The 13,032-nt window shown below is 31.6% G+C and carries 14 protein-coding genes and 1 tRNA gene; 10 read left to right on the forward strand and 5 right to left on the reverse strand.

Annotated features, from left to right (window positions below; genetic code table 11):
• Positions 1-13 precede the first annotated feature (13 nt).
• The 10 genes from EG346_RS21085 to EG346_RS21130 all read left to right on the forward strand — a co-directional run bounded on the left by EG346_RS21085 (position 14) and on the right by EG346_RS21130 (position 9,394).
• On the forward strand, positions 14-1,252 hold the full coding sequence (locus tag EG346_RS21085) for a primase-helicase family protein (RefSeq protein ID WP_103294176.1): 1,239 nt from the start codon (positions 14-16) through the stop codon (positions 1,250-1,252).
• A gap of 266 nt (positions 1,253-1,518) precedes the next feature.
• On the forward strand, positions 1,519-2,397 hold the full coding sequence (locus tag EG346_RS21090; RefSeq protein WP_103294177.1) for a DUF8464 domain-containing protein: 879 nt from the start codon (positions 1,519-1,521) through the stop codon (positions 2,395-2,397).
• Positions 2,398-2,566: 169 nt separating this feature from the next.
• The gene (locus tag EG346_RS21095) at positions 2,567-3,037 is read left to right on the forward strand and encodes a hypothetical protein (protein WP_028123568.1); all 471 of its coding nucleotides are present in this window, start codon (positions 2,567-2,569) and stop codon (positions 3,035-3,037) included.
• The gene (locus tag EG346_RS21100) at positions 3,034-3,888 is read left to right on the forward strand and encodes a relaxase/mobilization nuclease domain-containing protein (RefSeq protein WP_051259716.1); all 855 of its coding nucleotides are present in this window, start codon (positions 3,034-3,036) and stop codon (positions 3,886-3,888) included. Before EG346_RS21095 ends, EG346_RS21100 begins: the two co-directional genes overlap by 4 nt.
• A gap of 5 nt (positions 3,889-3,893) precedes the next feature.
• A complete protein-coding gene (locus EG346_RS21105) occupies positions 3,894-4,457 on the forward strand; it encodes a hypothetical protein (RefSeq protein ID WP_028123567.1) in 564 nt (187 codons plus the stop codon).
• A gap of 217 nt (positions 4,458-4,674) precedes the next feature.
• A complete protein-coding gene (locus tag EG346_RS21110; protein WP_028123566.1) occupies positions 4,675-4,878 on the forward strand; it encodes a hypothetical protein in 204 nt (67 codons plus the stop codon).
• A gap of 53 nt (positions 4,879-4,931) precedes the next feature.
• Positions 4,932-5,225 (forward strand): hypothetical protein, encoded by a 294-nt coding sequence (locus EG346_RS21115; protein ID WP_028123565.1) that lies wholly within the window; start codon positions 4,932-4,934, stop codon positions 5,223-5,225.
• Positions 5,222-6,370, forward strand: a complete 1,149-nt coding sequence (locus EG346_RS21120) for a hypothetical protein (protein ID WP_028123564.1) — start codon at positions 5,222-5,224, stop codon at positions 6,368-6,370. The genes EG346_RS21115 and EG346_RS21120 overlap by 4 nt, the downstream gene beginning before the upstream one ends.
• The gene (locus EG346_RS24935; RefSeq protein WP_034975277.1) at positions 6,360-8,219 is read left to right on the forward strand and encodes a prenyltransferase/squalene oxidase repeat-containing protein; all 1,860 of its coding nucleotides are present in this window, start codon (positions 6,360-6,362) and stop codon (positions 8,217-8,219) included. The genes EG346_RS21120 and EG346_RS24935 overlap by 11 nt, the downstream gene beginning before the upstream one ends.
• Positions 8,219-9,394: a zinc metalloprotease gene (locus tag EG346_RS21130; RefSeq protein ID WP_028123562.1), complete on the forward strand. Its 1,176-nt coding sequence runs from the start codon at positions 8,219-8,221 to the stop codon at positions 9,392-9,394. The genes EG346_RS24935 and EG346_RS21130 overlap by 1 nt, the downstream gene beginning before the upstream one ends.
• Positions 9,395-9,543: 149 nt before the next feature.
• Here EG346_RS21130 and EG346_RS21135 read toward each other — a convergent pair.
• The 5 genes from EG346_RS21135 to EG346_RS21155 all read right to left on the reverse strand — a co-directional run bounded on the left by EG346_RS21135 (position 9,544) and on the right by EG346_RS21155 (position 12,972).
• Positions 9,544-9,628 (reverse strand) — tRNA-Ser (locus tag EG346_RS21135).
• 493 nt (positions 9,629-10,121) lie between these two features.
• On the reverse strand, positions 10,122-10,688 hold the full coding sequence (locus EG346_RS21140; RefSeq protein WP_073335966.1) for a DUF6624 domain-containing protein: 567 nt from the start codon (positions 10,686-10,688) through the stop codon (positions 10,122-10,124).
• 54 nt (positions 10,689-10,742) lie between these two features.
• On the reverse strand, positions 10,743-11,378 hold the full coding sequence (locus EG346_RS21145; protein WP_123881341.1) for an ABC transporter ATP-binding protein: 636 nt from the start codon (positions 11,376-11,378) through the stop codon (positions 10,743-10,745).
• Positions 11,365-12,276: a hypothetical protein gene (locus EG346_RS21150; RefSeq protein ID WP_123881343.1), complete on the reverse strand. Its 912-nt coding sequence runs from the start codon at positions 12,274-12,276 to the stop codon at positions 11,365-11,367. The genes EG346_RS21145 and EG346_RS21150 overlap by 14 nt, the downstream gene beginning before the upstream one ends.
• A 117-nt stretch (positions 12,277-12,393) precedes the next feature.
• Positions 12,394-12,972 (reverse strand): hypothetical protein, encoded by a 579-nt coding sequence (locus EG346_RS21155; RefSeq protein ID WP_123881345.1) that lies wholly within the window; start codon positions 12,970-12,972, stop codon positions 12,394-12,396.
• Positions 12,973-13,032 lie beyond the last annotated feature (60 nt).

Raw genomic sequence — 13,032 nt, forward strand, 5'->3', positions numbered from 1 at the left:
AAATCTTTTTAAAATGAGCGAAAAAATTCCTTATCTAAGAGTAGGAACAACGTACTATAAAACGATTGAAAAACCATTAATTTCCGGAGATAAGATCTCAATATTAGTTCGCTGGAATAAGGAGACCATTATCAGCGACTACGGAAAAGTATATGTTTCTAAAGTTCCCAAGTATGATGGCTTCTGTTGCATCCCCTCCCATCTGCAATACCAGCAGATCATTCAAGGATTCTACAATACTTATAATGAAATCCCTTACCAGCCTGTTGAAGAAAATATCAACTTTGAAGCTTTAAAAGAAAAAAATCCATTTTCCTTGAAGTTTATGGAACATATTTTCGGAGAACAGTTGGAACTGGGTTTAGACTATATTAAAATATTGTTGCAATATCCCATACAAATGTTACCAATCCTTTGTCTTGTAAGCAAAGAAAGATCTACAGGAAAATCCACATTCATTAAATGGCTGAAATCCATCTTCGGGCTTAATATGACCTACATCAAAGGAGATTCGTTCAGCAGTCAGTTCAATTCGGATTGGACATCGATGTTGATTGTTGCTATTGATGAAGTATTCTTCGACAAAAAGGAAATTACCGAACGCCTAAAATACCTTTCCACTACTGATAAAGATAAGAAAGAGGCAAAAGGAAAAGACCGTGAAGAAGTAGAATTCTTTGGAAAATTCATTCTCTGTTCCAACAATGAAGATAACTTCATTCAGATTGATGAAAATGAGATCCGATTCTGGATTATTAAAGTAAGATCAATCAAAAGCGAGAACACTGAATTTCTACGCAATCTCAACAATGAGATTCCCCATTTCCTTCGATACCTAATCCAAAGACCATTTCACAGCCGGAAGGAGACAAGAATGTGGTTCACAGATTCCGAGATCAGAACCAAAGCCCTTCAGAAATTGGTTTGGAAAAACAACAATAAACTCGAATCAAAGATCACTGAACTGCTATATGAATTTTTTGAAAGCACAGAAGACAGCAAGATTCATTGCGTACCGCAAGATATTTTCAGTATGCTGGGTAAAATGTTCAGAAATAATTATTGGACTGTTAATGATGTCCGAAAACTCCTAAAGGAAATCTGGAAGCTTGAGCCTCAAAACAATTCATTAGCCTATATCAAATACGACCTAGATTATGGTTTAAGTTTTTTCCAACAGAACAAAACAGGGCGGTATTTTACAATAGAAAGAAATTTTATTCTCCAAAAATTTGATGAAATGATGAATTAACAGATAATGAAAAGAAAATCAATCTGTTATCTCTCATTAAAAGCCTCATCAAATTTTGGAAACCTTGTTTTTGATGAGAGAATGATGAGTAAAACATCTCAAGTTTGATGAGATGATGAGATTTTGATGAGGATGTAAAATACGATAATTCAATTAATTACAAGGTTTTCTCATCAATTCATCAAAAATTAGTCAAAACCAAACCCGTCCACTTAAACCGACAGGACACCTGCTATTTATTACTAAAAAACATTAAAAATTACAAAATGAACTGCAAACAATTCAACAGCATATCGCTGGAAGAAGTCCTCCTTTCTCTCGGACACCTTCCCACGAAACAAAATGAAAAAGAAGCTTGGTATCTCAACCCCTTTGCCAGCGAATCCCAAGCCTCTTTTAAAATCAATAAAAGTTTAAACAAATGGTACCTATTTTCAGAAGGAATCGGTGGAAACAATACCGACTTTATGAAGAAGTACCTGAACGCTTCGGTCAATGAAGTTTTGGTTTGGGCAGAGAAGCAGAGTTTTTCTTCTTTTCAAAAGCAAAATATTCCTGATCAGAAGTTCGAAAACCCTAGCGAAAATTATGAGATACGTGACGTGAAAGAAATCCAGCACCCTGCACTTTTGGAATATTTGAGAGAAAGGAAAGTTGAAAATCAAACTCAGTTCTTATACGAAATTCATTACCGAATGAAAGATAAAAATAATTTCGGAATTGGTTTCAAGAACGATTCTGGCGGTTATGAAATCCGCAATAAATATTCAAAAATCTGCTTGGGTAAAAAAGATATTTCAACCATAAAAAACGATTCAGAATCGCTTCGAATTTTCGAAGGTTTTTTCGATTTTCTTTCCTTTAAAAATGTAGAGAAATTTTTACAAAAAGACACTTCTGATTATATCATTTTGAATTCCGTATCGATGATTTCCAACATTAAAAACTCTCTCGGAAATTATAAAAATATTGAGCTTTATTTTGACAATGACGAGGCAGGAAACAGAGCTATTGAAATGATTAAAAACGAAAATGAAATAGCAGAAGATTGTCGTGTTTTGTATTCAGATTTTAAAGACTTGAATGATTGGCTGGTTTACAAAAATCCAGCCAATGAACGGCAAGTGATACACAGGAGAAGGTGAGTAAAATAAACACAGGTGAAATATGGTGGGTAGTTAGTGCAAAAAGTACCCAATGTTTACAAAAAGCGTGGACGCTAATTGTAAAATTGGAACTTTTTGGTTTTTTCCTATCGTCAAAAACGTCTTGAAAAACAAACTGAATGTTGATAAATAATAAATACACAAAAATATGGAGAATGATTTTTTGAAAAGTTTTGTCCTGAAAGTCTCCCGTGAGCAGGAACAAAAAAAAGAGACGGAAAAAAGGAAACAATACTTCCGTGAACTCGGAAAAAAAGGAGGGCTGAAAAAGAAAAGTGCGAACCATCTTTTACGAGTTGTTTCCGTGCGATTTACCGAAAAGGAATTTAAGTTTCTGGAGGACGAAGCTAATAAATACAGTTTGAAAATTTCGACCCTTCTTCGAATGGTAGCAACAAAAGAGGAGTTGAAAGCTAAGGAATTTGAAACTGATAAAATCCTTTTGGAATATGGCAATAACTTTATCCGAATCACCAACCTTTTGCGAAATTCCGAATGGTCTGCTTTTGAAAATAAAAAAAATATCCTGCTGGAAATCGAAACCGTTTTGACATTGATAAAACAATACCTCTATCAAAAGATTCACGAACGGGAGAATCTGATGAATGAAGAATTATGAATAATTCGGCAACAACAAGACTGATTTCCAAAATCGCTTTGGAATACAACGGAACTGACAAAGGAACGGCGAAGATGCTTGGAACAAACAATCTTCTCGGAAGCAGTCCTGAAGAACAATTTTTGGAAATGAAAGCAATAGCAAAAAGAAATTCCAATGTCAAAAAATGGGCTTTGACAGGTTATATCTCACCACCAAAAGAAACAGGCGACCAACTTTCTGATGCAGAACTGGCGAAAATCACGATACAGGCTCTTGCAAAAGTCGGAGTTTCGGAAAACAACCAATATCGCTTGGATGTCCACAATTCTACGAAACAAAAGCATATTCATTTCGTGGTAAACCGGATTGACACTTTTGGAAAATGTACGGTCAAATCCCACAATATCGGGGAGAATTTCGGTAAGGCTGTAAGGGAAATCTGTAGAGATTTGGGTATAAAGACAGACATCGAAACAGGCATTGATAAAAGAAATGAGATGTATGAGAATCTGGTTGCCAGTATCGGAAATTCTAAAAATTTTGAAGAGCTGGTTTTGGAAATGTCGAATCGGGGTTATTTGGTTTCATTGTCGAGCAATGTCAAGGTCGGGATTTCGGGAATGAGAATCGTTCTTAAAACAGATATCAACGATGAAACCTCACGTCAGTATAAAGCAGGATACAAGCTTTCGGAAATTACTAGCAAGCTGAAAATATCGGAAATAAAGAAAATCTTTGAAGATAAAACAAAACGCTCGGAACAATTGAAAACATCAAATGATTCGGAATTTCTTAGACAAAATAAACGGAATGAGGATTTGAGAAATAATGAAATGAAAATAGAGAACAATAAAAAATTTAAACGTTAAAAATTATGGACAATACACAAAAAGACGGAATGGAGATTTTGAATCAAGTTATAGAATCCTGTAAAGCAAATATTGAATCTAACACAGAAACTAAAGCTTCAGTTGAAGATTATATGAATGTATCTTCAGAACTTGAACAATCTGTATCGGCTTTGATAAATATAATCGATGAAACATCAAGAACTTATCAAAAAGAAAATGAAATATTTAAGAAAACCGTAAGTCAAATCCCGAAAATAATTATTGCGGAATTATCTCAGCAAAGTATTGAAGCTTTACGAAAATCGAATCTTGTTTGGGGTATTTTTGGTGCAATTTTACTGTCATTTTCGACAATTCTAATAAGTGGAAATCTTGCATTCAAATGGTATTCCGAAAGTATCCGTTCCAAAAGCGAGCTTAGAGAGGAAATCCTTTCCGAATTTGAAAAGGATGGAAAACTGCTATATCCTAAAGACGACATTCAAAAATTAGAAAACAACACCGAACTTGTACAAAAATGGATTAATAAAAACCCGAAAGATGCGGAGAAATTCCTGAGATTCAAAGATGGTTACGAAGCTAAATAGGTCTATTGTCTTTATTTTTTTTAAAGTTTGGAAAACAAAATAGTAAGTGGGTTGGAAAATATTAAAAATAAACAGAACCAAAAGAGTAGATTAAAACGGTAAATATTTGAAAATTTATTCTTAATAGTCTTAAATCATACATAATAATTTATATAAAAATTGCACAATTAAAAATTTATTTTAAATTTGCTATAGTCAAATTTTATAAAAAAATATTATGAATGCAGAAAATTTTACTCAACTAGATCAAGAAGTTGAAAAAAATGAATTATTAGAAAATTTCCAAATGGAAGAATTGGAACAAAGATTTGAAATGAAGGCTTGGGACGTAAGTGTATCTGCACCTACAATGTTTGATGCTGGTGAAACAATTGAAACCAATACTACTGCCGTTGGAGGTAGTGCCACTTGGACATTTTAAAAAGTAACAGCTAATACAATCTATGTATTAGCTGTTTTTATATTTCAATTTTTATGAGAGTAGTTTTTTTTACAACAATTTTGTTGATATCCTCACAAATTAACGCACAGTTACTTCCAAAGTATACTGATTCTCTTAAATATAAAAAAGATACTGCAATATTAGGATTAAGCAACAAAAAAGAAATAGTAATAGATTTTAAAAAACCACAAAAAAAGAGTGGTTTTAATTTTTCTCTTGGAAAAGAAAAAGAAGTTATTTACAGAGATAATTTTACAAATCGGATTTATTTTCAAAATGGATTTGATAGAACATTAATATATCAAAGAGATAATACAACTAAATGAAGTCCATATTATTTTTAATAGCCTATTTGGGGTTATCATTACAATTTTATTTTCCTCAAAATATCAAAGTAAGAATTATTGATTCTGAAGAAAACAAACCTCTTCAAAATGTTAGAATTATGTCTGATAATGTGGTGCTGTATAGTAACGATGATGGGGAAGTAGAACTAAAAAATGATAAGAAACCACTGAATATTTTTGCTCAAGGATATGAAGAGTTAACATTGGAGTCTTTAACTCCTATTATAAAATTAAAGCCATTATATAAAGATATTGAAGAGGTGAAAATATCCAAAATAGATATAAGGCAAATGTTTCAAAATGCTTTAAAAGATTATCTAAGCATATATTACAGTAAGCCCTCTCTATATCAATCTACAATAAAGCAAAAAGGTTATATTGATGGGAAAATGATTAACCTTTTAATAGCCAATATTGACATATGGGCTTTAGCAAATGCCTATAATTTTAAGGCACAAGATAATGTCGACTCTTTTGTCCAAATCGGCTTTAACAACATTAAATATTTTAAAACTAAAGTATCTTCTAATGATTATCCCTTTAATACAGATATTCAAATAACTCCCAAAAACTTTATTCAGAAGTTATTTTTTAATAGTGAAATTATTGGTTTTTTAAATGATACAAAAAATAGTGTATTTGTTTCAAAAATACTTTCAGAAAACCAGAACATTCAAATTATTTATTTTGAAACAAAAGATGAAATAAATACATATAAAGGAAAATTTACATATAGCAAAACAGACAAAGTCATTAGTAGTTTTGATCTTTATATAACAAATATGTCTCAGTCGTTCAAGAACAAGAACAAACGAGGAGAAGCTTACGAAGGTGTAGCCACTTCAAATAATATCAAATATGATTTTTATAAAAAAGACGGAAAATATCTACCAGCTTTAGTTTATACCGAAATTAAAGGTTATGCGCTATACAAAGAAAAAAAGTATCCCGTTTCATTTATTCAAGAAATAAATTTTCAAAAATTTTTAGAATCAGATAAAAAAGGATTGAAAAATAAAATTGATTTAAATAAAAATCTAACCGAAAATATTGCTAATAAAGAGATTAAAGAAAATAATACTTTACTTTCCAAAGAAGAACAGAAATTTATTGATGAGCCATAAAAAGAAATCTCCAGAATTTTACGAATATTATCCTAAACTATTTCACGATTATTTTCCAGATATAGATAAGGTGACAATAGACCTGCTTTCAAAAGCAGGCTTTTATTTTTATCAATCTATTTTGCAATTAGATGCTGTTATTGATAATCAAGAAAATCATAGAATATTTAATGTTTTAGATTTACAAGAGAATGCAATAAAAATTTTATCCACAATATATGAAGATGGTAACAATTTTTGGAATCTTTGGGAAACAAGAAAAAGAGAGTTTCGCAAGGCAATATCATTAGAAAAAAACCTTTGGAATAATCCAAGTGAAGAGAATTATAATAAAGTTGCAGATATGAAATCTGCCTTTGGAAAAGTAGCTATTGATAGTTTATTTATTTTTTCAGAAAATAGTAACAATAGCGAAATTTATAATTTACTGCTCGAATCTCATAAATATTTTTCGATAGGGTTTCAATTATATGATGATATTATAGATTTCACAGAGGACTTTAACAAAAAACAATTTAATTGGGCGGTATATGAATTATCCAAAACATTAGACTTTTCCAAATATAAATATGATGTAAATATTTTAAATAAGTTGTTTTATATAGATGGAACAAGTGTTATTCTTTTTGAAAAATCAATTTATTATTTGGAGAAGGCTAAAAAAGTAATTGAAAAATTGCCACCGGATAGTTTGTGGCTGGATACAATCTGCGACTTTGAAAAAACAATTCTTCAAACCAAGGATTCAGTTAATGGTTATGTCAAAACAATAGAAGAAAAAGCAAATACAAAAAGAAAATTAATTCAAGAAGATTACTTTTTTGATTTTAATAAAGTCACAATAGACTTTTTTTTTAAAGGCTTGCAATTCATTAAGAGTGATTTTCTTCAAAATTATGTTGATTTAAAGCATTTTATGTATTTAGGAGGTATGGAAGGATTCGAGAATGAAATTGATATCCATTCTTCAGATACTTTTCAAAGAGCATTATTGAATGATTGTTTGTTGGAAATTGCACATTCTTTTAATCTTAATCTTCAAGTTTTTATTGAAAAAGAAAATCAATATATAGAAGGAAGACAAAATAAGGACAATATTGGAGCTTGGTCTTATTTTCCAACTGTTCAGGAAATAGCAGCAGATATTGACGATCTAGGGCAAATTATGCAACAGTTTATCAAAACAGGAAATGGGAAATTGGTAGATAAATATTGTATAAAAGCAATTAGTATTGCCGTATCTGAAAGAACACAGCCTAGTGGTGGAATAGAAACTTGGATTCTTCCTAAAGTAAATCTTACTGAAAAACAGAAAAAACAGGATTTATTCAATTCTACCAAATGGGGAAAAGGGGCAGATGTGGAAGTTGTAGCCAACTTTGTATATGCTTTAACCTTATTAGATTCAGAAAAATACAAGTCCACCATAGAAAAAGCAATCAAGTATATTATTTCAGAGCAAAAAGAGCAAGGGTATTGGGAGAGCAGATGGTACTATGGTAAACTTTATGGTACATATGTTTGTCTGAGGTTGCTTAATGAGTTTCCTACACAATATGGAGCTGTCAAGCAGAAAATAAAAGACTTTTTGATTGGTTTCCAAAATGCTGATGGAAGTTTTGATGAGAATCAATATAAAAATTTGTCAACTTCTTTTGCTATTTTTTGCATGAATTTATTAGAGTTTCCTGAACTTGAGAAAATGAAAAATAGCGCACAACAATTTTTAATAGAACATCAGCATGAAAATGGTAGTTGGAAGGCGGAAAATTTTATTAAACCTAAAGCCCATGAGCCTTACAAAAGTAAGACGCTTACTACTGCTTACGCATTAAAGGCTTTACTATAATGGAGGAAAGCCCTGTATATAAACTATCATCAGATATTGAATTTTCAAAATTCAATGAAAGTGAATATTTACTGCATAATGTAAAACTTAATAAATATACTAAACTGAATCAGAAATACTATGATTTATTAAGTTTAGCAGATGGGAGCAGAACAGTATCACAAATTAATATGGATTTTCAAAAAAGCCATAAAGTACCTATTTCAGATTCACAAATTATATTGCTTTTTGGTCAGCTAAAACAGTATGGAACTTTTGGTCACGATGATTCAATAAAAGAACAATCAAAAATTCCGGACTATATAAAATATGGTTTCATTTTTCTTAAACCAGAAGTAATTTCAACAATAGTTCCCTTCTTGAAACTATTGTTTGTCAGGAAAGTTTTTTATTCGGTTATTTTTTTTTCAATCATTATTTTTGGATATAGTATTTATACAAATTATTATAATAATCCGACTCTCAACTCTAATACTTTTGTGCCATATTTTATATTGCTACTTTTTATAAGTACTATTTTTCATGAGCTGGGACATGCAAGTGCATCCCATTTTTTCAAGGCAAGACATGGAGGAATTGGCTTTGGTTTTTACTTGTATTTCATACCAGCATTTTTTGCAGACGTGACGGATATATGGAGATTAAGTAAGTGGAAAAGAATTATAGTAAATAGTGCAGGTATTTATTTTGAAATTATTTTTTGCTTATTACTATTAATTATTGGTTTTTTTATAAAATATCATATACTGGAAATTTTGGCATTGGCTATTTCAGTAAAAGCATTATACAATCTAATCCCATTTTTGCGAGCTGATGGATATTGGATATTGTCAGACTTGTTGAACAAGCCTAATCTTAATTTCCATGCCATGAACAACTTAAAATTGATTCTATTATCTACTTTTAAAAATGAAAAGTCTATACTAACGAAAAAGGATTATCTTATTGCTTTATATGGGGGCTTTAACATTGTAATGATAGCTCTGTTTTTCTATTATCAAATATTTTTAAATTGGTATTCAATTATAAATTTTCCCATAACAATTTATAAAATAGTTATCTCAATCTTTCAATGGAAGTTTAATTTAAGCTTTAATGAATTATTCAAACTATTATCAGTCTTAATTTTTTACATTATAAGTGTCAAGATAATTTTAGGAATAATGAAGAGATAATTATTGTTTTTCAAACACACTAAATAACTGCACAATTTAAAGTTATAGAATTGACTTTTAAAATGAAATTTCATATAGAAAAATTAGCACCTAAATTAGCACCCGAAAATTAAAAAGCCTATAAACACGTTGTTTATAGGCTTTTTTTGCGGAGAGAGAGGGATTCGAACCCCCGGACCTGTTACAGTCAATAGTTTTCAAGACTATCGCAATCGACCACTCTGCCATCTCTCCTGAATGACGGTTATACCGTTGTTTTCAGTGGTGCAAATATATAACGTTTTTTAAAACTGACAAAATATTTTTTAGTCTTTATACAAAAAAAATAAATTGGTGAGCCAGGGTTCTGTATTTATTTAAATTTCATCTTTACAAATAGCACATGCAATATTCTGATACAGAATAAGATTCGAAGACAAAGCTTTTATACCTGACTGATGTAGAAACTTTCAAATTTTTTATCATTACTTTCGTGAAACTTAAAAAACATAAGAAATATTCCCAACCTTCCCTGCCTGAAAGCTTCCATTAATATCTTTACTCCCATTTCCCATTCTGTTTATGTTGATGAAATTCTTTTTTCGAAATATGCTCATTGATTTTATTCAAAATTCGGATAGCTGCTTTTAATGATATTTCCTGCACTGAAGTAGTTATATGATTTTCTCCGGACAAAGATCTTTTTGAAAAACAAAAATTGATGATTCCTACCCTGTCGCATACCTGATTAAACAGAAAACCATCCTGTTTTAACTCTCCATGCGTTATAATCCTCATCTTTCCCATCGATTTCAGAAATACTTTCCACACCGGAAATCCTATTGATGTCTTCCCAGGAAAGAGGCTTTAGATTCATTTTTAAGCGTTCTTCATTAAGATATGTTTTGTTTTCTACAGGATAAGGAATGCCTTCCGATGTCAACTGTGTTCCATACCGTTGCGGTTTGCTCTGGAAAACCTGGATTCTGTCGTACAGATAGGCTATATTTGAGGGATTGATATCATTGCTGTATTCAATCATCATCTTATAGCACTTTTTCATAAATTCAGGTTCGCCAATCGAATGTTGAATAATGAGCCATGCTGCGTTACTGCCTTCCGCCCCTACCATTGAAACTGTTGGAAATCCGGTTTCCTTAATGATTTCCCGAAGCCGTTCCGCATTCTTTCTGTGGATCATTTCCATTTCAGGATGATAACCTCCGGAAAGCAGCCCCTCTGACAACAGCCTATCTCTGACGGAAAGGTCTTTTTTGGCCAGTTCTATTAATTCTTTTGAAAATGTATGGTTCATCTCTTTTTAAATTCAATAATTGATACTACCCAAAAAAATTACGATGAGAAAAAATTAGAACTTTAATGTATTCAATCCATTGAATTCCTCCTTTTCATATATTTTTTCAATTCTTCCGTTCTTCAGCACCGCTATTTTATCGCAGGTATGAAATAGGGTCTCAATGATGTGTGAACTGATGATCACTACTTTATTTTCTGATTTAAGTTGCTTAATAATATCGTAGAGAATATGAACGCCCTCAAAATCTACTCCGTTAAACGGCTCATCAAGGATATTCACTGGTTTATCCAACATCAGCATCCCAATCAGGGCCAGTTTTTTCTTCATTCCACTGGAATAATACTGTACATATTTTTCTAGGGGAAGATGGAATTTCTCCGTAACTTCTTTAACATCACTTTCATTTTGACCTGAAAAATAAGATAAATACTCCTGTCCTGTGATGTAGGGATAAAAATAATTTTCAGTTTCGAGATAAGAAACCAAGCTTCGTTTTAAGGATTTTCCTTGCCAGTTAATATTTCCTGAGAATGAATTATTCTGATATAAGGTATCGAATAACGTCGTTTTTCCGGCCCCGTTCTTTCCAAGAATTCCGATGATGCTTCCTTGTTTCAACGACAGATCCACGCCATTAAGCACTTTCTGGTTCCTGAACTCAACCTGCAAATTTTTAATCTCCAACATAGGTTCTTATATTTTTTTTTGCATTTTTCAACTGATTTTTTAAAACAAACAAGGCAGGAATTACCGTTATGCTATAGAAAATATACTCAAGATACACGCTGATATTGTAATAGCCTCTTTTTTCTTTATAATGGTAAAGCTTATATTTTCTGGTAATGATCAGGAGAAAATACAGATTCATGAATGTAGAATAATACAGCAAATAAAGACTATCGTACGGATTGATGATAAGAAATAGAACATCAACAGGCAGCAGCAAAGCATTGAAAAACAAAGCATTTTTTCTGAGCTTTTCCTGCAAACTTAGTTTTTTAAAGTACATTTCAAGCATCTCTTTGCTTTCATAAGGCTCATAGATGTCTGAAATAAAGTCTATCAGAAAAAGCCCAACAACAATCAGAAATCCGGGATGATACGATGACATCAGAACGATACCATATCCCATTACTGAAACCCATGTATTCTTTCTCAGAAAAGTTTTCCACTCAAATAAATCATCCGGTATGAAATTCCATTTCAGGGCAGGATCAATTTTGGTTTTCGGAAAAAAAAATGCAAATAATAAAATGAGAATATAGAAGCACAGACCCGCTTCCTCTACCTTATAATGAATATTTCCCAATAATAGAACCGTATAAATAAGTGCCGATTCCAGTACGATAACTGCTCGCCAGCTTTTTTCAAATACTTTCTTCAAAAAAGGAATATCTTTTCTGCTGCAATGAAGCACCAGTGCTGCCATAAAAAAAAGAGCCGGATAATAATGATATGAAGGCAGTTTTACAGCGAGCAAAACCACGAATACGAGCAGAAAAGGCAAACTTATCCTCATATCAAGGTTAAAGATTCTGAATATCTGGTAAAATCTGAATTTTAAATGGTTAAGTAGCTTTTTCAAAAGATTATTGGGTTCTCTGTAGATTTGAATGCATAAAATTGCCAAAAAAAATTCAAATATGGCGACTTCAGGAGATTATTTCATTAAAAAACACAAACTGGAAAGATAAAATAAGACTTAATGATAGTTTCTTATTATTTTGCTATACTTTTCTATATACGATCTGAACATTTCTGCACGGGTTGAAAGGCCGTACACTTCCCTGCCATTTATTACAAGATTTTCGGGAGCTTTCCCATTACAATGTTTACCCTTTGAATACAGTGCTCCGCTGAGTTTCTTAAAATTTATCTCAGCCTCTGTCTCAGAATTAAATTCATATACCCGGATCACGAAATCCGGATAAAAATCCTTAGTTCCCTTTTCCGGTTTATTACTTCTTGCAAAGTATTCTCTGATTCCATCTCCTGCGATTATCTTTATGCTGTTTTCCTCACAGTTGTTGTAAGAGATGCTGTGTTTTTCTCTTGGCTCAAAACTAAAACCTGATTTTTTCAGTTCTCCATTCAAGTAGATGATCAGCTTCGTATTATCATCAATATTCTGGGTCTTGATGGTATCATAGACAGTATCTTTATTCGGTATATCTTCAATAGACAGCGCTTCCTGATCTTCTTTTTTCAGTGAATCATTTTTATGTCCACCGCATGAAAAAATGCCTAGCAATAATGGCAGAAACAGTAGTTGATTTTTCATGAAATTGAGTTAAGTTATTGACAACATCTAAACTACAAAAAATAGCAAATACATCTTTCA

Source organism: Chryseobacterium carnipullorum (assembly GCF_003815695.1).
GTDB classification, from domain to species: Bacteria; Bacteroidota; Bacteroidia; order Flavobacteriales; family Weeksellaceae; genus Chryseobacterium; species Chryseobacterium carnipullorum.